Source organism: Chryseobacterium cucumeris, assembly GCF_016775705.1.
Classification (GTDB): Bacteria; Bacteroidota; Bacteroidia; order Flavobacteriales; family Weeksellaceae; genus Chryseobacterium; species Chryseobacterium cupriresistens.
In genome coordinates this window covers 3572440-3593247 of record NZ_CP068760.1, presented here as the reverse complement: position 1 = coordinate 3593247, position 20808 = coordinate 3572440, and the positions used below count along the sequence as shown (strand labels likewise).

The 20808-nt window shown below is 38.1% G+C and carries 20 protein-coding genes; 10 read left to right on the top strand and 10 right to left on the bottom strand.

Features of this window, described 5'->3' with window-relative positions; all coding sequences use genetic code 11:
• Positions 1 to 62 precede the first annotated feature (62 nt).
• The 6 genes from JNG87_RS16045 to tsaE form a co-directional block, all read right to left on the bottom strand.
• Positions 63 to 452: a hypothetical protein gene (locus JNG87_RS16045; RefSeq protein WP_202839552.1), complete on the bottom strand. Its 390-nt coding sequence runs from the start codon at positions 450 to 452 to the stop codon at positions 63 to 65.
• A 109-nt stretch (positions 453 to 561) separates the two neighbouring features.
• Positions 562 to 1272 carry a LytR/AlgR family response regulator transcription factor gene (locus tag JNG87_RS16040; protein WP_202839549.1) on the bottom strand — a complete coding sequence of 237 codons (711 nt, stop codon included), beginning with the start codon at positions 1270 to 1272 and terminating at the stop codon, positions 562 to 564.
• Positions 1247 to 2020, bottom strand: coding sequence for a histidine kinase (locus JNG87_RS16035; protein ID WP_202839547.1), 774 nt, complete (start codon positions 2018 to 2020; stop codon positions 1247 to 1249). The genes JNG87_RS16040 and JNG87_RS16035 overlap by 26 nt, the downstream gene beginning before the upstream one ends.
• 15 nt (positions 2021 to 2035) lie before the next feature.
• The gene (locus JNG87_RS16030) at positions 2036 to 2407 is read right to left on the bottom strand and encodes a DUF4258 domain-containing protein (protein WP_202839542.1); all 372 of its coding nucleotides are present in this window, start codon (positions 2405 to 2407) and stop codon (positions 2036 to 2038) included.
• On the bottom strand, positions 2407 to 3597 hold the full coding sequence (locus JNG87_RS16025; protein WP_062671272.1) for an alanine dehydrogenase: 1191 nt from the start codon (positions 3595 to 3597) through the stop codon (positions 2407 to 2409). The genes JNG87_RS16030 and JNG87_RS16025 overlap by 1 nt, the downstream gene beginning before the upstream one ends.
• Before the next feature lie 68 nt (positions 3598 to 3665).
• Positions 3666 to 4073, bottom strand: a complete 408-nt coding sequence (gene tsaE, locus JNG87_RS16020; RefSeq protein WP_202839540.1) for a tRNA (adenosine(37)-N6)-threonylcarbamoyltransferase complex ATPase subunit type 1 TsaE — start codon at positions 4071 to 4073, stop codon at positions 3666 to 3668.
• A gap of 226 nt (positions 4074 to 4299) precedes the next feature.
• Between tsaE and dnaG the strand changes: the two genes are divergently transcribed.
• The 3 genes from dnaG (at position 4300) to JNG87_RS16005 (ending at position 8727) form a co-directional block, all read left to right on the top strand.
• A complete protein-coding gene (gene dnaG / locus JNG87_RS16015) occupies positions 4300 to 6288 on the top strand; it encodes a DNA primase (RefSeq protein ID WP_202839532.1) in 1989 nt (662 codons plus the stop codon).
• A 111-nt stretch (positions 6289 to 6399) separates the two neighbouring features.
• Positions 6400 to 7086, top strand: coding sequence for an ATP-dependent Clp endopeptidase proteolytic subunit ClpP (gene clpP / locus JNG87_RS16010; protein WP_027373257.1), 687 nt, complete (start codon positions 6400 to 6402; stop codon positions 7084 to 7086).
• A gap of 372 nt (positions 7087 to 7458) precedes the next feature.
• Complete coding sequence (locus JNG87_RS16005; RefSeq protein WP_202839530.1) at positions 7459 to 8727, top strand: esterase-like activity of phytase family protein; 1269 nt, start codon at positions 7459 to 7461, stop codon at positions 8725 to 8727.
• Between the two features lie 69 nt (positions 8728 to 8796).
• Here the strand turns inward: JNG87_RS16005 and tpiA are convergent, their stop codons facing one another.
• The 4 genes from tpiA to JNG87_RS15985 all read right to left on the bottom strand — a co-directional run bounded on the left by tpiA (position 8797) and on the right by JNG87_RS15985 (position 11778).
• Positions 8797 to 9555, bottom strand: a complete 759-nt coding sequence (gene tpiA / locus JNG87_RS16000) for a triose-phosphate isomerase (RefSeq protein ID WP_202839529.1) — start codon at positions 9553 to 9555, stop codon at positions 8797 to 8799.
• Between the two features lie 40 nt (positions 9556 to 9595).
• Positions 9596 to 9943: a TerB family tellurite resistance protein gene (locus JNG87_RS15995; protein ID WP_142719433.1), complete on the bottom strand. Its 348-nt coding sequence runs from the start codon at positions 9941 to 9943 to the stop codon at positions 9596 to 9598.
• A gap of 157 nt (positions 9944 to 10100) precedes the next feature.
• Entirely contained in the window at positions 10101 to 11210 is a 1110-nt protein-coding gene (locus tag JNG87_RS15990; RefSeq protein ID WP_202839527.1) for a BT_3928 family protein, read from the bottom strand.
• A gap of 1 nt (position 11211) precedes the next feature.
• Positions 11212 to 11778, bottom strand: a complete 567-nt coding sequence (locus JNG87_RS15985) for a DUF1599 domain-containing protein (RefSeq protein WP_202839525.1) — start codon at positions 11776 to 11778, stop codon at positions 11212 to 11214.
• Positions 11779 to 12124: 346 nt separating this feature from the next.
• Here JNG87_RS15985 and folP point away from each other — a divergent pair, with 346 nt between their 5' ends.
• The 7 genes from folP to ilvA all read left to right on the top strand — a co-directional run bounded on the left by folP (position 12125) and on the right by ilvA (position 20395).
• Positions 12125 to 12895: a dihydropteroate synthase gene (gene folP, locus JNG87_RS15980; RefSeq protein WP_202839524.1), complete on the top strand. Its 771-nt coding sequence runs from the start codon at positions 12125 to 12127 to the stop codon at positions 12893 to 12895.
• 369 nt (positions 12896 to 13264) lie between these two features.
• Entirely contained in the window at positions 13265 to 14137 is an 873-nt protein-coding gene (ilvE, locus tag JNG87_RS15975) for a branched-chain-amino-acid transaminase (protein ID WP_202839523.1), read from the top strand.
• 180 nt (positions 14138 to 14317) lie between these two features.
• Positions 14318 to 16000: a dihydroxy-acid dehydratase gene (ilvD, locus tag JNG87_RS15970; RefSeq protein WP_202839522.1), complete on the top strand. Its 1683-nt coding sequence runs from the start codon at positions 14318 to 14320 to the stop codon at positions 15998 to 16000.
• A 5-nt stretch (positions 16001 to 16005) separates the two neighbouring features.
• Entirely contained in the window at positions 16006 to 17727 is a 1722-nt protein-coding gene (ilvB, locus tag JNG87_RS15965; protein WP_202839521.1) for a biosynthetic-type acetolactate synthase large subunit, read from the top strand.
• A gap of 18 nt (positions 17728 to 17745) precedes the next feature.
• Positions 17746 to 18027: a hypothetical protein gene (locus JNG87_RS15960; protein WP_110009245.1), complete on the top strand. Its 282-nt coding sequence runs from the start codon at positions 17746 to 17748 to the stop codon at positions 18025 to 18027.
• Between the two features lie 47 nt (positions 18028 to 18074).
• Entirely contained in the window at positions 18075 to 19121 is a 1047-nt protein-coding gene (gene ilvC, locus JNG87_RS15955) for a ketol-acid reductoisomerase (protein WP_202839520.1), read from the top strand.
• 11 nt (positions 19122 to 19132) lie between these two features.
• Positions 19133 to 20395 carry a threonine ammonia-lyase gene (gene ilvA / locus JNG87_RS15950; RefSeq protein ID WP_202839518.1) on the top strand — a complete coding sequence of 421 codons (1263 nt, stop codon included), beginning with the start codon at positions 19133 to 19135 and terminating at the stop codon, positions 20393 to 20395.
• The last annotated feature ends 413 nt before the right edge of the window (positions 20396 to 20808 follow it).

Genomic DNA, 20808 nt, shown 5'->3' with positions numbered 1-20808 from the left:
TAGTTATGTTAAATACTCTTTTTTTTAAAATGTAATGAATGTTCTAAAAAATGTAATAAAATCTATTTGAACGAATAACCCATTCCAAATCCTATTTTCCAGTTCCCATTCAGATCTGCTGTCTTAGCGTTATAGTAGGCAGGAATCTGGAAGGCTATTTTTTTATAGACCACAGTAAGACCTGCTCCCAGCGTAGGCATAATAGGACTGTTTTTGGTTCCGGAAGAATGGTCTTCTTTAATTCTCAGTGAAGGAAGCATTCCAACAATGAATTTTACGCTTTTATGGGTAAGATTTACATTTGGACCTGTAAAGTTGAGATAAGCACCATGATCTACATATCCGCCTATTGCTATTCCGTCAAAAAAAGAGACCTTCAGTTTTGAAGAGGCTTCCTGGGAAAAACACAAGCCGGATAGGAGAAGTCCTGCAGCATAGAAGCAATTTTTCATTATAAAATCAATTAATTCTATGCAAAATTAACAGGATTCAATACTGAAAAAGGGGAGTTGTAATGAAGGACTTATATTCTGTAATGAAACCGGAAAGATTTGAAAAGATCTATTTTCCGAAGAGCTCCATCAATGAATTTTTATAAGCATCTCCGATCTGAAGTTTCAGAAAAGAGTGATCTTCCGCAGGAATGGTGGTAATAATTTCGTTGGTTGAAAATACCTTAATGGAAGACAATGCGATAATTTCTTTTTTGTTAACCTGAGCAAAATCTTTTGATGGCAGCATTTCCAGAAGGTTTTTGAAATTCAGGTTTTTTAAAACGATGGTTGTTCCGTCAATAAGCATAATATCTTTATCCCTGCTGTCGATTTCAGAGGTTTTGATGTAGGAAATCTGTTCTGTGAATATAACGGTTTTTCCAATATTGGTATTCCACTCGATAAAAGTTTTTTTAGGAGCATTTTCTACCAGTTCTTTAGCTTTTTCGAAAGCTTGAACCAGTCTTTCTTTTTTGATGGGTTTTCTTACATAATCCACCACATTCAAATCGAAAGCTTCAGCAGCATATTCTTTGTAAGCTGTTGTAAAGATGATTTTTTTAGAACCTGAAATAATCTCAGCCACCTGAAGACCTGTCATTCCGGGCATTTCAATATCCAGAATGCACAGATTACAGTCGAGGCTTTCTATTTCATTCAGAAAAATTTTAGGATCATTGAATGCTTTTACTACCTCTACATTCTCAATCTGCTCGCATAGAAGTTTTAAATAGCTGATGGCCAGTAATTCATCATCCAGAATAACGCATTTTATCATAGAATTCTCCTAAATTGATTTTTAATTCTGCCGTAAAGATTCCGTTTTTTGAGCTTCTTTCCAGCTGATAATAAGTACTGTAGATCATTTTAAGCCTCTGATCAAAAGACTGGCTTCCAAAACCGCTTTTTTCCTTTTCCAGAATATTTTTCAGAGAAGCTTTATTACTGACTTTCATAGTGAAAATACTGTCCTCAAGCTCCATATAAATGGAAATAAAAGAATCCTGAGCCAGAAAATCCGTATGTTTGAAAGCATTTTCTATAAGGTCCACCGAGATCAGCGGAGCAAATACCTTTTCTTCATACAAAGCATCAGATTTATTGATCCTGGATTTAATTCTGAAGTCAAAAAGTGGATTGATCTTGATTTTATTAATTTCAATAAGGCTTAAAGCAAAATTAAGCTCTTCTTTCGGGCTTACATACTTATTGTTGCTTTCGTATAAAATATAATCCAGCACATTGGCCAGCTTATCCAGTGACATATACGTCTGATAGGCATGAGACTGCACCGAATTCAGAATATTTTTAAACAAATGCGGATTCAGCTTTGTGCCGATATGTTCCAGACGGACTTCATTCAGGTGCTGCTCAATAAGTTTGTTGGTTTCCGATAATTTGGTATTTCTCTGTTTCAGCTTCTGATTCTGGCTGAAGAGATAAATACTGATAGTCAGAAACAGGAAAATGGCAAAAACTCCGATGAATATCAGATAATCATGAATCATGTAGTAATTGCCGTCCATAGCTTGTACTTGAAACTATTTCAGTTTTTTAAGACTGTTTACCGTCACCGTTTCTTCACATTTTTCAAAAGTGATCTCGTAAGACGGATTTTTTTCAGGATAGGTTAAAAGATAGTCCGGACATGGTTTCTTTTGTGCATGGCTGCGGTCAAAATCTACCTTTCCGTTGGTAATGATGCTGTCTTTTATAAATTTCTCATCAATCTTGTAGGCCGCCATTGCATTTTTAGCTTCTTCAGAATATTTGAATTCTTTGGAAAGACTTTCAGCAATCACACGGCTGTTCGGTAAATATCCGCTGCAGCTTGCTCCTTTTTTGTTTAAAATAAAAAATACGATCAAAAGCCCCGGAACGAAGCCTATTGCATAAAATTTCAGTTTCTTCATTAGAAAATTAAAAGATTGATATCGTGGTACGTAAGTCCGAAACGATCGCAGATGATCTTCTTGGTATGTCTTCCTTTGTACATATATAAGCTCTGCTTCATTTCATTTTTGCGGATCAGCATGTTTTCAAAGCCGCCCTCTTCGTCATAATTTAAAATATAGGAAAGGAAGAAATTCGAGATGGCCTTGGTGGTGGTTCTCGGCATTCTTGAGGTAAGATTCGGAAGTCCGCAGTGGATGACACCGTGTTTGATGACATAAGGATCTTCCATGGTGGTAAGCTCTGAAGTTTCGATCACTTTACCGTTGTCTATGGTAATATCGATGATGACACTGCCTTTTTTCATTTTCATCACCATATCTTCAGTAACGATAGGGGTCATGTTCAATCTTGGAAGTGCTCCGATTACTACATCGGCACGTCTTAAACTTTTGCTGAGCTCTTTAGGATCAATAATAGAAGTCGGTACGCGGCTGTCAACAATCGTGTGAAGCCTTCTAAGCTTGGATAAAGAATTATCGAAAACTTTTACACTTGCTCCTAAACCAATGGCTGCTTTTGTAGCAAACTCACCTACAATTCCGGCTCCAAGGATAACAACTTCTGCGGGTCTTACTCCTGTAATTCCTCCCAGCATTAACCCGTTTGATAAGGCTAATAATTCGGAGGCATATAAGATTGAAACGGTTCCTGCAATTTCCCCGACTAATCTTACCAAAGCCAGCTGCTTGTATTCATCAACGATAAATTCAAAAGCGATGGCGTTTATTTTTTTCTCTGCAAGCTTTAAGAAATACTCCTTGTCTCTAAGATTAATTTGAAGTGCCGAAACCAGATACGTATTAGGCTTCATGTACTCAATTTCATCTTCTGTAGGAGGGTTCACCTTCAGGATAAGATCCTGCCCGAAAGCTTCTTTTGGATCATTGGTGATCTTCGCTCCAGATTCGGAATACTGTAAATCTGTAAAAAATGAACCTTGTCCGGCCCCTGATTCAATAATGATCTCATGGCCGTGCTCTACCAACACCTGTACGGCGTCAGGAGTAATACAGGTTCTCCTTTCGTTGAGACAGGTTTCTTTAGGAATTCCAATACTGAACTGTTTCCCTTTCTTTATAACCTCCAATTTTTCCTCTTTCGGCATTAATTCTTCTTCTGTGAAAGGAGTAAAAATATTTGTACTCATCCTTAAATTAAATTATGTCTTACAGATTGTTTTTTTACACTCAATTAATGAGCAAAGATACATAATATTTAATCGAATGAAATCTCTCTGTTTTCACCCGTATTCACAATACTCATTGTGTGGTACTTAAGACCATAAAGCTCCTCTTCATACACTTCCGGCCACTCGATGATGCATAAAAAAGAGTTGTCAAGATATTCTTCAATTCCGATATCATAGACTTCTTCAATGTTTTTTAAGCGGTAAAGATCAAAATGATATACTTTTCCTTTTTCGGTATTGTATTCATTCACAATAGAATACGTGGGAGAGTTTACTTCATCTTTGCTGCCCATATTTTTAAGCAGAAATTGTGTGAAAGTAGTTTTCCCTGCTCCCAGATTTCCCTTTAATAAAAGAATATTATGTTGTAATTGAGGAATGATGGTGTCAACAACTTCCTGCCAGTCTTCGATTGTATGGATAGTGAACTGCATATACTAATTTGTTTTGCAAAAATAATGATTTATGAGTTTTTATGAGTGGAAGAAGTCAGAAATTATAAATTGCAGGTTGGAAGCTGGAAGTTAGAAGCTGGAAGTTGAAAAAAGCAACTTTTACATTCCCATTCTTAAATCTCAAACTTTCGAACCAGCATCCCGAAACCCGCACCGAAATTCTCAGCCTCTTCCAACTTCCCTATAAATTACTTAATTTTACAGCATGATTTCCAAACAGACCATTGATAAAATATTCTCCACGATCCGCGTTGAAGAGATTGTGGGCGAATATGTGCAGTTGAAAAGAGCAGGGTCTAACTACAAAGGGCTCAGTCCTTTTCATGATGAAAAAACACCCAGTTTTGTAGTTTCTGCCAGTAAGCAGATCTGGAAGGATTTCTCTACAGGAAAAGGAGGAACAGCCATTTCTTTCCTGATGGAAATTGAGAACTTTACGTATCCTGAAGCACTCCGCCATGCTGCAAAAAAATACGGAATTGAAATTGAAGAAGACCAGCGGGAAATTTCTGAAGAAGCAAAAAATGCCCAGACAGAAAAAGATCTGCTGTATAAAATCCATGAGGTTGCCAATACTTATTTTCAGGAGATCCTTTGGGATGATCAGGAGGGCAGAAGCATAGGACTTTCTTATTTCAAAGAAAGGGAGTTGAGGGATGATATCATTAAGAAATTCCAGCTGGGATATTCTCCGGAGAAAAAGAATGCTTTCACGGCTTATGCACTTGAAAAAGGTTATAATAAAGAAATTCTTGAGAAATCCGGACTTTCTATTTTTCCTGAAAATACTCCTGCAGGCGTAGACCGTTTTAGAGAAAGGGTTATTTTCCCTATTCACAGTTTTTCTGGCAGGGTTTTAGGCTTTGGAGCAAGGATTCTGAAGAATAATGTCAAAACTGCAAAATATCTCAATTCCCCGGAAACGGAGATCTACCATAAATCCAATGTTCTTTATGGATTAAACCAGAGCAAGCAGGCGATTTCAAGAAAGAATGCCTGTCTTTTGGTGGAAGGGTATATGGACGTGATTTCCCTTCATATGTCCGGAATTGAAAATGTAGTGGCAAGTTCCGGAACGTCTTTGACGACAGAACAAATCAAACTTATTAAGAGGCTTACGGAAAACGTAACGATTCTTTTTGACGGTGATAATGCCGGTATCAAAGCCAGTTTCCGAAGTATTGATATGTTGCTGACTGAGGGAATGAATATCCGTGTCTTGCTTTTCCCTGATGGAGATGACCCGGATTCCTTTGCCAGAAAACATCCGCAGGAATACGTTGAAAAGTACATCGAAAATGAAGCGATGGATTTCATCGATTTCAAGGCGGAAATTCTCCTGAGAGATATCGGAAATGATCCGATTAAAAAGGCTGAAGCAATCAGAGATATTGTAAAATCTGTCTCTTTCGTACAAAATGCCCTGAAAAGAGAGGTTTATCTGAAAGAGGTTTCCAATAAATTCGGGCTTTCCGAACAGAGTCTTTTCAATGAGCTGGATGTTCAGAAGCAGATCACCCAGAATCAGACGCATCATGTTCAGCAGCAGCAGAAGGAAAAAGCAGCAGCTCCGAAAATGGAGATTGTTCCTTTGGATAAGGAAAAAGAAGATCCTTTTCTGTATGATGTATTATTCATGGAGAATAAACTGGTAGATCATATGCTGATGTTCGGAGATATTGTTCTCAAAAGGAAGAATGAAAATAATGAGGAATATCAGATTACCGTTATTGAAGAAATTCTTCATCATTTTGAAGAAGAGCAGTATACATTTTTAGTCAAAGAAAATGAGATTATTATCAATCAGGTGAGAGAAGGAATTCAAAAGGATGAACTCAGAAGTGGAAACTTTTTTGTATCTTTTATGGACGAAGAGATTACCACAAAGGTTGTAGATGCTTTAATCCCGCTGGATGAACTTGAAAACTGGGCTTCAAGAAATATTTATCCTCCCAACTATGGTGATAAAGTGGCAGATCAGATCCAGGGAGATGTTCTGTTACATAAGTACCGGTATATTGATTATCTGATCAAGGAAACAGCCAAAGAGCTTGATCAGTACAGCAATACGGATGAGGTAAAATATTATGAGCTGATCAAAAAAATCACGCTTTTAAAGCAGGCTTCCATACGGTTGAGCAATATCATAGAATATTCACCGATCAAAGGGATTTATGTAGATAGGAAGAGATAAACAAGAGTCAGATTTTTGGATATTCTGTGACAAAAAGTCCTATAAAATTTTAGGAATAAATATTGTAATTTAAACTTCGAGAATATTTAAAAAATAATACATAATAGAAATATGGACATTAAAAAGGAATTCAGAGACTTCTCTGTAAAACATTTAGGAAACAACGGTTTGGTTACCGATCAGTATATGGGAATGTATGGCCCAACGAATCTTACTCCGTACATCATGGAAGAAAGAAGATTGAACGTTGCTCAGATGGACGTTTTCTCCCGTCTGATGATGGACAGAATTATCTTCCTGGGAACAGGTATTGATGATCAGGTAGCAAACATCGTTACGGCTCAGCTTTTATTCCTGGAAAGTGCTGACCCTTCAAAAGATATTCAGATCTACATCAACTCTCCTGGTGGTAGTGTATATGCGGGTCTGGGTATTTATGACACCATGCAGATCATCAAGCCGGATGTAGCGACAATCTGTACAGGTATGGCTGCTTCAATGGGAGCTGTATTACTGGTTGCCGGAGAAAAAGGAAAACGTTCTGCGCTTAAGCATTCAAGAGTAATGATCCACCAGCCTTCAGGAGGTGCTCAGGGAGTTGCTTCTGATATGGAGATCAACTTAAGAGAAATGTTGAAACTGAAGCAGGAGCTTTATGAAATCATCGGTCATCACTCAGGACAAACGTATGAGTGGGTAGAAAAATCTTCTGACAGAGATTACTGGATGACTTCTGAAGAAGCTAAAGGTTACGGAATGGTAGATGAGGTTTTACAAAGATCTACTGAGAAAAAATAATTGATGATATAATCATGAGAACCGCACCCAATCTGGTGCGGTTTTTTTGTTGGATGATATTTTAAATTTCACTATTTAGATTCTGCAGAATGACACAATTGGAATGGAGGTTTATCCATACAGCTTATCATTCCGAAGAAATCCGGCCGCAATAATCCCGAAAAAAATACTTCACAAGAAATCTACAATGCTGGCCAAATTCCAACTGAAGACGTAAAAATTCCCATCCTCCGGAGGGGTGGCAAAAATTCAAAGAATTTTTGACGGGGTGGTTGTAAATAGCACATTCATCAGTATTGTTAAAAAACAATTATCATTATATTTAAGATCAGTTTACAATCGATTTATACTTTCGCAGCCATAAAAGTGAATATGAAAAAATTACTATGGTCTGCAGTCGTGCTGGCAGTATGGGCTTCATGTAAAAGTGATGATGATACAGCCATAATTAATCAGGATATTAATTATTCCAAACTGCCTCAGGAGTTTCCCTTTACAAAACTGGCTACTATAAACGGAGTGGATGTTATCAACGGAGGTTTTGGTTCCGGTGCTGCCGCTCATCCAACAAGAAAAGGGGAGTTCTATGTCATTACAGACAGAGGTCCCAATACGGACTTCCAGAATGGAAAAAAGTTTCTTGCTCCTAATTTCACTCCAACTATTATGCATTTTAAAATCAATGCCGACGGAAATGTAGAGGTCATCAAATATATTAAACTTAAAAATCCTTCCGGGCAGCCTGTTACAGGTCTTCCAAACCCTTCAGGAATGGGAAGTACAGGTGAGATCGCGTATGATGCTTCCGGAAATGTCTTAGGTACTGATCAGTATGGTCTTGACAGCGAAAGTATTGTTGCTGCCGCTGACGGTACATTCTGGGTTTCCGATGAATACGGACCGCATATCGTCCATTACAGTGCAGATGGAATGGAGATGGAAAGAATAAGCCCTATCGGAGTAAATACAGGACCAAGAAAGTTACCTGCTGTTTTAGCGAAAAGAAGAGCCAACAGAGGAATGGAGGGGCTTTGTATGAGCCCGGACGGAAGAACGCTGATAGGAACCATGCAGTCGATGATGTATGTTCCCAGTAAGGCATTGGCTACCAATAAAACTTTAACGAGAATTGTCACATTTGATACTGTTACAGGGCAGACTAAACAGTTTCTATATAAGCAGGATGGAGGTGCTACTGATTCGGTTTGTGATATTACAGCAATAAGTAACAGTGAATTCCTGGTGATTGAAAGAGATGGAAATTTCGGTTCCCAGGGCGGAATCAAAAAAGTATACAGAATCAATCTGAGCAATGCAACAGATGTAAACGGAGCCGATATCAGCGCTGTTGACGGAATGAAAATCAATGGAAAAGCTTTAGAACAATGTTCATGGGACGAAATTACCAATGCCGGGATAAAAGCTGTTACAAAAACATTAGCCGTAGATCTGGTAGCAAAACTGGGTTATGAACATGATAAATTCGAGGGAATTGTTTATCTGGGAAATAATAAACTGGCTGTTTTCAATGATGATGACTTTGGAGTGGTAGATGATGGAAACGGAAATCCAAAAGCCAAAATTTTACCTAAAACGGGTAAAGTAGACAAGGGAACAATGTATGTAGTCGATATTCAATAATTAGATTTTTTTAACGGAAAACGGCGGAATCGAAGATTCCGCCGTTTTTATTTTTATCTAAATGAAATTTTAGTTAAAAGCTTCAATGATTTTAGAGAAGTCTTCCAGTTTCAAAGCCGCTCCTCCGATAAGACCTCCGTCAATATCCGGCTGAGAGAAGATTTCTTTTGCATTGTCTGGTTTTACAGAACCTCCGTAAAGAATAGAAACTTCGTCAGCAACTTCCTGTCCGTATTTTGAAGCAATAATATTTCTGATGTGAGCATGGATTTCCTGAGCCTGCTCCGGACTTGCTGTTTCTCCTGTTCCGATAGCCCAAACCGGTTCGTAAGCAATCACCACTTTTTTGATTTCTTCAGCAGAAAGCGTGAAAAGAGCTACTTCAGTCTGGTTTTTTACGACTTCAAGGTGTTGCCCTGCTTTTCTCTGTTCAAGTGTTTCTCCATTACAGTAAACAGGAATAAGACCTTTATCAAGAGCCAGTTTGATCTTTCTGTTACAGTGAGAATCTGTTTCTCCGTGATATTGCCTTCTTTCAGAATGCCCGATTAATGAACCGGTAGCATCGATAGATTCCAGCATATCTGCAGAAATTTCACCAGTATAAGCGCCGCTTTCATGCTCGCTCATATCCTGAGAAAATACACCGATCTCATCCTTTTCAAAAATATCTTTCGCCATCATCAAATACAATGCTGGCGGAGCAATCCAAACTTCACAGTTGGTAGCGTTATTGTTTTTATAGCTTAGTAACTGAATCATTAATTGTTGTGCATCAATTACATTTTTGTTCATTTTCCAGTTTCCTGCAACTATTTTTCTTCTCATAAGATTTAGATATAGATTTATTTTATTTTTTCGTAATGGTTTATAATCCCCAAAGGTTTTTCAGTAGAACATAGAAGGTGTGCTCTTCCTCAGTTACTTTATTGTCTGCTTTGATCAAAGATTTTGCAAACTGAACAAATTTCACACGTTCATCCTCTGTAGAATCATCATGGAAACATCTTGCATGGAACTCAAAATGATCTTTCCATTCCTCAGGCTGTAAAAGGGCCAATGTATCCAATTCATTGTCAAGGTTCATTCTGAAAGGAAATTCATCCGCCAGGTATTGCTGTACCAGCATTCCTTCCTCAGGGGCAAACTCTCCGTCCACAGAAGAAAGAATCATTAATAAATGATAGCCGGCGATTGATTTATTTGATTTTTGCATGAGCTTTTATATGTTTAAGTTTAGTGTTTAAATTTGATAATTGATAATTGATAATTGATAATTGATAATTGATAATTGATAATTGATAATTGATAATTGATCAACGATTGGCTCTCGTCAAAAAGATCATTTATCGTTCATCATTCATCATTTATAATTAATTAACGTAGTCCTTTGCAGGTTGTTTATCTACAATTTTTCCATTCTCAAGAATCAGTACAAACGGGTTGCTTCTTGCTATTGTTTTAATGGCAGTTCCGTCCATTAGTACATTTTTGATGGTTTTAAAAGTATTCGGTTCTGTTGAAACTCCGTAGATAAGAGCACCTTTCTGTGCATTTATTTTTGCCTCCACTTTCTGAAGCAGGTCAGCAGGGATTTCTTTTGGATGATAGGAGAACACCAGAACAGCTTTTGGAGCGTTGATGATCTCATTGGTAACTTCCATTCCTGTAGGATCTTCAATCTTAAATTTTACAATTTCAGATTTGTAACCTTCCTTGATCAATACAGATTCATTTTTTCCATCTTCAATTTTCCACGGAGAACCTTCTGCCCAATATTCTGTTTTTTTGATATAATCATCCTGATTTACCTTTACTACCTGTCCTGTTTTTTCGTTTTTCAGGGAGTAAAATGTCTTATATTCAGAAGGGTTTTTGTCAATTTTAGCTTTTTCACCTTTAATATCTGTCCCGATTTTATAATCACGGAAATCAATGATCGGTTCATGCATGATTCCCTGTGCCATAACATAAATCATTCCTAAAGAAAAGACTGTTAAAAGGATATATTGGAACGTATGGGAAGACTCTTTTGAAGTAACTCCATACTCATCTTTTTTACGGAATTCTTTTCTGTACAGAATGAATAATAGAATCAATCCTATCAAAAGGATAACATCTTTAAGGAAGCTCTGCCATGGAGTAAATTTGATGGCATCTCCAAAGCATCCACAATCTGTTACCACATTGAAATAAGCCGAATAAAATGTCAGAAATCCAAAGAAAATACAAAGTGCAATTAATACGGATAAGGTAAATTTAAGCTTTAATTTAAGCAGCAGCATAAATCCTAAGAAAAGCTCCAGTACCACCACAATAATAGAAAACAGCAGGGCAAACTTTTCAAAAAACGGCATATTGAAAACAGCAGGAGAGAAATATTCTTCCATTTTGAAAGAAAAACCTACCAGATCCACGGCTTTCACAAAGCCTGAAAGGATAAAAATGACAGCAATAATAAAGCGTAATAAACCTTTGAGCATATTAAATATTTTTGGGTTCGAATTGATTTTCTTTTTCCGAGAACTTGATCAGACAGAAGACGGCATAATTCAGCATGTCGAAATAGTTGGCATCAAGCCCTTCCGAAACGATCGTTTGTCCCTGGTTATCCTCAATCTGTTTGGTTCTCAATACTTTTTGATAAATAAGATCCGTAATCGAAGAAATCCTCATATCTCTCCATGCTTCACCATAATCATGGTTTTTTCTTTCCATTAAAGCTTTCGCTTCACCGGAATATTTGTCATACAGACCTAAAATTTCTTCCTTATTTTCATTAAAATCATTGGAAAGGCCCTTTTCCAGCTGGATAAGTCCAATGATAGAATAGTTCACAATGGCGATAAATTCATCTTCTTCACTCTCATCCACCATTTTTTTATCAGTCATTTGCAGCGTACGGATCCTGTTCACTTTGATATAAATCTGATCTGTAATGGAACTTGGCCGTAAAACCCTCCATGCCGCACCATAATCCTGCAATTTTTTGCCGAAAAGATCACGGCACTGACTGATAACTTTCTCGAACTGTACTGATGTTTTTAACATAAATCTTCTTAATCTTCCAAATATACGAATTCGGTTTTAGATTTTTCAATTTGATAAGCTGAGTTTGTGAGTCGGAGCGTCGGAGAGTTTGAGGGTGAGAGTGTTTGAGCATGGTATGTGAAACGTCCACTTCTAACTTCTAGCTTCTAATTTCTCATTTAAAACTCATAAATCACTAATTTTGCATTACAAAAATCATTCATCAATTATCATTCATCATTTATAATCTACCCTCATCAATAATAATCTCATGCTCTCCAACCCTAAAACTCTCCCACACTCAAACCCTCCAACTCATTCAATCAACTGCAACGGTAGACTGGTACAACTGGACACTCCAAAAATCATGGGAATTCTCAACCTGACTCCGGATTCTTTCTCTGACGGCGGAAAATTCAATAACGAAAAAGCAGCTCTGGAGCATGCCGAAAAACTGTTGAAAGATGGAGCAGAAATACTGGATATTGGCCCTCAGTCTACACGTCCCAATGCCGAATTTTTAAGTGCTGCCGAAGAAAAAAACAGAATTGGAAATCTGATTTCTCTGATCAAAAAAGAATTTCCGGAAGCCCTGATTTCCCTGGATACTTTTTATGCAGAAACAGTGAAATTTGGATTTAATGAAGGAATTGATCTGATTAATGATATTTCTGGAGGTCAGTATGATACAGAAATGTTTGATACAGCTGCTGAAACGAGGTTGCCTTACATTCTGATGCATGTAAATCCTTCTTATGAAACCATGCATGATAAAATAAAATTTGAAGATATTACGCTGGAAGTGAACCAGTATTTTGCTAAAAAAACAAAAGAACTTTTAGAAAAAGGAGTGAATGATATCATTCTTGATCCCGGTTTTGGTTTCGGGAAAACAGTGGAAGACCAGATGAAAATGATCCATGAAGTTGAATATCTCGGATTCGGAAAATTTCCTTTGCTGATAGGGATTTCCAGAAAGTCATTTATCTACAGGCCTTTGGGAAAATCACCGCTGGATATTAATGAGGAAACACAGAAACTGCACATGAAAGTATTGGAACAGGGAGCAAAAATTTTGAGGGTTCACGATGTGGCTGAAGCAAAGGAAACACTGAACCATTTTTTACGAAAAAAATAAAAAGTGCAAAAAAAACTTGTGAGTAATTAAAAAGTTTATACATTTGCAATATGAATTTTACGAATCAGAAAAATATTATTGTCATTTCTATTATTGCTGTTGTCATTAACAACAGTAAGGAAACGGCATTTTAAATAGATTTTAATTTAAATTATATATAAAACCGTTTCAACTATGAAACGGTTTTTTTGTTTTTAATTTTTTATAGTATAAAAGTATGTACCATTTATTAACAGTAATTATTATCGTCATTATTATTCCCTTACGGCTGTGAGAAGGAAGGTGTATGACTGTACATATATTGAGCCCTCTCACAGCGTGAGAGGGCTTTTTTTATTTCCATTTGTTAATTTTTTAAACTTCTATAACATGTATTACAACGACGACACGACCATCTACTTTGACGGAAAATTTATGAAAGCGAAAGATGCGGGAACTGATCTTTACAGCCAATCACTTCACTATGGTTACTCTGTTTTTGAAGGCATTAAATCCTACAGCACAGATCATGGAACTCAAATTTTCAAAGCAAAAGAACACTACGAAAGACTGAAAAGATCAGCAGAACTCATGCATATTCCTTTTGATTATTCCGTAAATCAGCTTACAGAACTTACCTATGAACTTCTGGATCGTAATGGGTTTACAGATGCTTATATCCGTCCGTTGGTTACGTGTTCGCCCAATATGTCACTTTCAAAAGGACAAAAATCTTATCTGTCTCTTCTTGCATGGGAATGGAACAACGGCTATCTGGCGGATAAAATGAAAATTATGACTTCCCCTTTTCAACGCCCTAATCCTAAGGCATTCAAGGTGGAAGCCAAAGTAGGAGGGCATTATGTAAACTCCATATTAGCCTGTCAGGATGCCAAAGATAAAGGCTATGATGAAGCGCTGGTTCTGGATGAAAACGGAAATGTTGCCGAGAGTTCAGGTGCCAATGTGTTCTACGAAAAAGACGGAGTTTTATATACTCCGGCCAAAGGAAGTATTCTTCCGGGCATTACAAGACAAACCGTTATGGAAATTTGTAATGAGCTAGCTATCCCTGTAAAGGAAACTTTTTTCAAACCTGAAGAAATGAGAGGTGCAGATGCAGGCTTTTTCTGTGGTACGGCAGCAGAAATTGTTGCCCTGGATTCACTTGATGATGTTCCATTTTCCAAAAATTGGGAAAATACGGCGAGCAGGAGAGTACAACAGGCATATTTGAAATTGGTAAGAGTTCTGTCATTGTAAATTTTAAGAGTATAAACATTTGATTATCAAATAAATAAATTCGTTTTTTAAACAATTGAATATTGTAGTTTTTGGAAAAAACGAAAATGAAAAGAATATTACAAAATGTAGTTTTGGATCAAAATTTAGTAAAGAACTCTATTTGAAGAAAGGGAAAAGAATAGAAAATGTAGGAAAAGTATGTTAAATAAATATTCAAAAACATTCACGCAAAATAGCGAACAACCCGCAGCCAAAGCCATGTTGTACGGGATAGGATTTACAGAAGAAGATATGCATAAGGCTCAGGTCGGAATTGCCAGTATGGGCTATGACGGGAACACTTGTAATATGCATTTGAATGATCTGGCTCAGGTCGTAAAAAAAGGAACATGGAATCATGGATTAGCCGGATTGATTTTTAACACCATCGGAGTAAGTGACGGAATGAGTAATGGAACAGATGGAATGCGCTATTCTCTGGTAAGCCGTGATGTAATTGCAGACAGCATCGAAGCCATCTGTGGAGCACAATATTACGACGGATTAATCGCATTGCCGGGATGCGACAAAAATATGCCGGGAACCATCATTGCGATGGGAAGGCTGAACAGACCATCCATCATGGTGTACGGAGGAACGATTGCTCCAGGTTGCTATAAAGGTGAACAGCTTAATATTGTTTCTGCTTTTGAAGCATTGGGGAAAAAGATTGCAGGAGAAATTACGGAAGAAGATTTTGATGGGGTTGTGAAAAATTCCTGCCCCGGAGCTGGTGCATGTGGTGGAATGTATACAGCCAATACAATGGCTTCCGCGATAGAGGCTTTAGGAATGAGTCTTCCGTATTCTTCTTCCAATCCAGCTTTAAGCAAAGAAAAACAGGAAGAATGTCTTGAAGCAGGAAAATACCTGAAAATATTATTGGAAAAAGATATTAAACCTTCGGATATCATGACCCGCAAAGCTTTTGAAAATGCGCTGCGCATGATTGTTATTCTTGGAGGAAGTACCAATGCCGTTCTGCATTTTATAGCTATGGCAAAAAGTGTGGGAGTACCACTTACTCAGGATGATTTCCAGAAGATGAGTGATAAAACTCCGGTGCTGGCAGATTTAAAGCCAAGCGGGAAATACCTGATGCAGGATCTGTATGAGCACGGAGGAATACCATCAGTAATGAAATACCTTTTAAATCAGGGATTATTACATGGGGATTGTTTAACGGTAACCGGAAAAACAGTTGCAGAGAATTTAGAAAATGTTCCCGATCTGGATTTTACGACTCAAAAAATTATTAAACCATTATCAGAACCTGTAAAAGAAACAGGGCACCTGAGAATATTATACGGAAATCTTGCTGAAAAAGGAAGTGTAGCAAAGATTACAGGTAAAGAAGGAGAACGTTTCGTAGGAAAAGCGCGTGTATTTGATGGCGAAAAAAATCTGATCAGAGGAATTCAGGATGGAACCGTCCGGCATGGCGATGTGATTGTCATCCGTCATGAAGGTCCGAAAGGTGCTCCCGGAATGCCTGAAATGCTGAAACCCACGAGCGCGCTGATCGGGGCAGGCCTGGGAAGCAGTGTAGCCTTGATTACAGATGGAAGATTCAGCGGAGGAACTCATGGTTTTGTAGTAGGACACATCACTCCCGAAGCGCACGAAGGAGGTTTGATAGCCTTTGTAAACGATAATGACCTGATTGAAATTGATGCTGTCAACAATACTATACAGCTCAAAGTTTCAGAAGAAGAAATAGAAAGAAGGAAAAAAGGATGGCAAAAACCAGCTCTTAAAGTACAGAAAGGATTGCTTTATAAATATGCTTTAACCGTATCATCAGCGGCAGAAGGCTGTGTAACAGACGAAATCACTCAATAAAAAATATGGAAAACCCGAATTTATCAACAGAAATACAACTGAGCGGAAGCCGGATCATTCTTGAAGCCTTTCTTCAGGAAGGAGTGAAAACCGTTTTCGGATATCCGGGAGGTGCTATTATCCCTATTTATGATGCCCTTTACGATTATAAAGAAAACCTGAAACATATCCTTGTACGTCACGAGCAGGCAGCAGTGCATGCGGCACAAGGTCTTGCAAGAGTCTCAGGAGAAGTTGGTGTTGTATTGGCTACCAGCGGCCCGGGAGCAACTAATCTCGTTACGGGACTGGCTGATGCTTTACTCGATAATACTCCCTTGGTATGTATTACGGGACAGGTTTTTGAACACCTTCTCGGAACTGATGCCTTTCAGGAAATAGACGTTATGAACATCACAAGCCCGGTTACCAAGTGGAATTATCAGGTGACGGATGCTCACGAGCTTCCCGAAGTATTGGCAAAAGCATTCTACATCGCAAAGTCCGGCCGCCCTGGTCCTGTTCTGATTGATGTTACCAAAAATGCCCAGCTGCAGTCTGTTGCTTATAAAGGCTATTCACCATGCCACACATTACGCAGCTATAAACCGGATCCCGATCCATGTATGGAAAATATCGGAAAAGCTGCAGCGTTGATCAATAATGCAGAAAAGCCATTTGTCATTGCTGGACAGGGGATTATGCTCGGAAAAGCTGAAAAGGAGTTCTTACAGTTTGCAGAAAAATCAGGAATTCCGGTAGCATGGACGGTTCTGGGAATGAGTGCTATTCCAACTCATCATCCACAAGCGGTAGGAATGGTAGGAATGCACGGAAACTATGGCCCGAATATATTAACCAACGAATGTGATGTTCTGATTGCTGTAGGAATGCGGTTCGATGACCGTGTGACCGGAAGATTGGATCAGTATGCAAAACATGCAAAGATTGTTCATCTGGATATTGATAACGCAGAGATCAATAAAAATGTAAAAGCAGATGTTCCTGTTCTTGGAAACTGCAAACATACGCTTCCTCTTCTTACAGAAAAGATCGTAAAAAGAGAACATCATCACTGGCATAAAAGATTTAAAAAATGTCATGAAATTGAAAGCATCAATCTTATTCATACGGAGCTCTACCCTGAAGAAGGTGAGATTACAATGGGAGAGGTTATCCGCCAGTTGAATGAGATAACAGCAGGTGAAGCAGTAATTGTGACAGATGTAGGACAGCATCAGATGGCGACATGCCGATACTCTCAGTTCAAACATTCCCGAACCAATGTCACAAGCGGTGGGCTGGGAACCATGGGATTCTGTCTTCCCGCTGCAATAGGAGCATCTTATGCAGAAACAAACCGTCCTGTTATTGCTGTGATGGGAGACGGAGGAGCTCAGATGAATATTCAGGAACTGGGAACCATAATGCAGTATCATCCCGAAGTTAAAATATTAATACTGAATAACTGCTATCTGGGAATGGTAAGGCAGTGGCAGGAATTGTTTCACGAAGAAAGATATTCCTCCGTAGATATCCAGAGCCCCGATTTCGTTCAGGTGGCAAAAGGATACAATATTCCCGGAAAAAAGGTATCCGAGAGAAAAGATCTGAAAGCAGGACTCCAAGAAATGCTTAACCATGAAGGATCTTTCCTCCTTGAAGTAATGACAGGAAAAGAACACAATGTATTTCCGATGATCCCTCAGGGAAAAAGTGTTTCGGAAATTGTATTAAACAATAAATAAAATTTAAAAATAAAAAAGATGAAAACAGATCATAAAGAATATACCATTACAGCGTATACAGAAGATTATTTAGGATTGATCAGCCGCATCAATGCTATTTTTTCGAGAAGAAGAATTTCTATGGTGACCTTTAATGTTGGTCCTTCAGAAATGGAAAAAGTAAAAAAGTTTGTTATTGTTATCAGAGAAACAGAAGATTCTGTTCAGAAGATCAGCAGACAAATGGAAAAGCAGGTAGACGTTCTGGAAGTACATTATCACAGAAATCCATACCTGACAGCAGTAGAATATGCAAGCTAAAAGCAAAAATTAAACATCACAATCAATAATAAATAAAATCAAAAAAAATGGCAAAATTGAATTTTGGAGGAGTAGAGGAGAACGTAGTAACAAGAGAAGAATTTCCGTTGGAAAAAGCTCAGGAAGCATTAAAAGATGAAGTTGTAGCAGTAATTGGATATGGAGTACAGGGGCCCGGGCAGGCTTTGAACCAGAAAGATAACGGAATTAATGTGATTGTAGGGCAGAGAAAAAACTCCAAATCTTGGGATAAAGCAATAGCAGACGGATTTGTACCGGGAGAAACATTATTTGAAATTGAAGAAGCATTGGAAAAAGGAACCATTATCTGCTATCTTCTGAGTGATGCTGCACAGATTGAATACTGGCCGAAAGTAAAACAGCATCTTACTCCAGGGAAAGCGTTGTATTTTTCTCATGGTTTCGGAATCACATTCAGCGAGCGTACTGGAATTGTTCCTCCAGCCGATGTAGATGTATTTCTGGTAGCTCCTAAAGGTTCAGGAACTTCATTGAGAAGAATGTTTCTGCAGGACAGAGGTTTAAACAGCAGTTTTGCCGTTTATCAGGATGCTACAGGAAAAGCCAGAGAAAGAGTAACAGCATTGGGAATTGCTATAGGAAGCGGATATCTTTTTGAAACCGACTTTAAAAAAGAAGTTTACAGTGATCTAGCCGGAGAACGTGGAACTTTGATGGGTGCTGTACAGGGAATATTTGCCGCTCAGTATGATGTATTGCGAAAAAATGGACACAGCCCTTCTGAAGCCTTTAATGAAACCGTAGAAGAATTGACTCAGTCATTGATGCCATTGGTAGCAGAAAATGGAATGGACTGGATGTATGCTAACTGCAGTACAACCGCTCAGAGAGGAGCTTTGGACTGGTGGAAACGTTTCAGAGATGCTACTTCACCTTTGTTTGAAGAGCTGTATGATAATGTAGCCAAAGGAAATGAAGCTCAACGTTCCATTGACAGCAACAGCAAACCGGATTACCGTGAAAAACTGGAAGCTGAACTTAGTGAGCTAAGAGAAAGCGAAATGTGGAAGGCCGGAAAAACAGTACGAAGCCTGAGACCAGAAAATAATTAGTAAATAAACGGATGATGAAAGAGGGAGTAAGTTCCTCCGTTTTAGAGAATGTCTATAAAGCGGAGGAACGATTAAAAAATGTAGTGGTAAAAACACCTTTGGCTGTCAATAACAATCTGTCAGCTATTTATGAGTCGAATATTTATTTTAAAAGAGAAGATCTTCAAAGGGTAAGATCCTATAAAATAAGAGGTGCCTATAACAAGATGGCCACCATGTCTGAGGAAGAACTTTCAAAAGGTGTTGTGTGTGCCAGTGCCGGAAATCATGCGCAGGGAGTTGCATTTGCATGCCAGACCATGAAGGTGAAAGGAACGATTTTCATGCCTTTGCCAACTCCCGGGCAAAAGCTTGAACAGGTGAAAATGTTCGGTGGAGAATACATTGATGTTATTTTATTTGGAGACACATTCGATGAATCTAAAGATGCTGCGATGAGGTTTTGTAAAGACCATAACAGCGTATTTATCCATCCTTTTGATGATCCGGCGATTATTGAAGGACAGGCAACAACAGCACTGGAGATTCTGGAACAGACAGAAGGTGTGGTTGATTATCTTTTTGTACCGATCGGCGGCGGCGGACTGGCAGCAGGAATCTGCACAGTATTTCAGCATTTGTCTCCGCAAACAAAGATTATCGGGGTAGAGCCCTCCGCAGCAGCAAGCATGAAAAAAGCCCTTGAAAAGGGAAAACCTGTTCTTCTTGAAAAGATCAGCCGTTTTGTAGACGGAGCAGCCGTACAGCAAGTGGGAGATATTACATTTGAACGCTGTAAAGATATCCTGTACGATATGGCAACAGTGGATGAAGGGCTTGTCTGCGAAACCATATTGTCTTTGTATAATAAAGATGCTATTGTTGTAGAACCGGCAGGGGCACTTTCAGTAGCAGTATTGGACAAATATAGAGAAGAGATAAAAGGTAAAAACGTAGTATGTATTATCAGCGGAAGCAATAATGACATTACCCGGATGGAAGAAATCAAGGAAAAAGCATTGCTTCATGCAGGACTAAAACATTATTTCCTTGTCAGATTTCCACAGCGTCCCGGAGCATTGAAAACCTTTGTAATGGATGTACTGGGACCTGATGATGACATCACTTATTTTGAATATACCCAGAAAAATTCAAAAGAAAAGGGAATCGCAGTAGTAGGAATTGCTTTAAAACAAAACAAAGATTTCACTCCTTTAATTGATAAAATGAAACAATATGATTTCTTTGTCAACTATCTGAACAATGATCCTTCACTGATGAATTTGCTTATTTAAAATTATATTCAATATTAAATTATTTCGTACACAAATCAGATTCTAAAAACACAATGATGAAAAAAGCTTCACAATTTTAGTGAAGCTTTTATGTTTCTGTCAATTTCAAACGACATAAGAAAGTGAAGCGTTAAGAAAATGAATTCTGTGAACGTTAAGAAAACTCTGGTGTCTGAGTGCGGGACAAAATATGATTCTCAATATAGATCGTTTCGCACGAGTTTAGAGTTTTTAGAGAACAGATTTCATTTTTAGCTGAAGTTTCTAAGTCTTGAATTTTTGATTCTTTTGTTTCAAGACAAAAGAATATTAATTTAAAACCATTAAGAAGGATTAAGTTTTTAAGAATAGTTAAGGAAATATCTTCGATATTGAGTAAACAAGCTTGATTCAAATGAATTTGAAACTTAACT